1 protein-coding gene is annotated in these 424 nt (G+C 46.2%); it reads left to right on the top strand.

From position 1 onward, the window contains the following. Nucleotides 1-66: 66 nt before the first annotated feature. Nucleotides 67-424, top strand: a 358-nt coding sequence (locus tag QQZ17_RS21145) for a glycosyltransferase family 4 protein (protein WP_284554165.1), incomplete at its 3' end; no start/stop codon positions are given.

The raw sequence follows: 424 nt of genomic DNA, 5'->3' as shown, positions 1-424 counted from the left end.
ACTCTCCTGCTCGACCCCAATGATTCCTGGCAGCCTTCTGCTAGTAACTTTTCAACTGTACCTTGCATGTATAAGAAATTTTCGTTCAACCCGTTAGACCAAATAAATCTTGGCCGTTTCATCAAAAAACTCAAGCCAGATCTGGTGCACTTTGCCATGACTCCTCAAGAACCAGTTTTCTATCGTGGCAAACGCATCACAACTACACATGACTTGACCATGCTGCGGTTCACCCGGGCAGGGCGCCATTCAATGCTTGTGCATTGGGTACGTATGATGGGTTATCGTTGGTTATTCTGGGAGAGTCACCGACGCTCAAAGGCCATTATTGTGCCAACCGAGTATGTAAAAGCGGATTTAATCAAACTGAGCCCCGCTACCAAAGATAAAATTATAGTGACACTTGAGGCTGCCGAACCACCAA

This window comes from Citrobacter sp. T1.2D-1 (genome assembly GCF_950098555.1).
In the GTDB taxonomy this organism is placed as follows: Bacteria; Pseudomonadota; Gammaproteobacteria; order Enterobacterales; family Enterobacteriaceae; genus Citrobacter_A; species Citrobacter_A telavivensis.
This window is presented reverse-complemented; position numbering and strand designations above follow the sequence as displayed.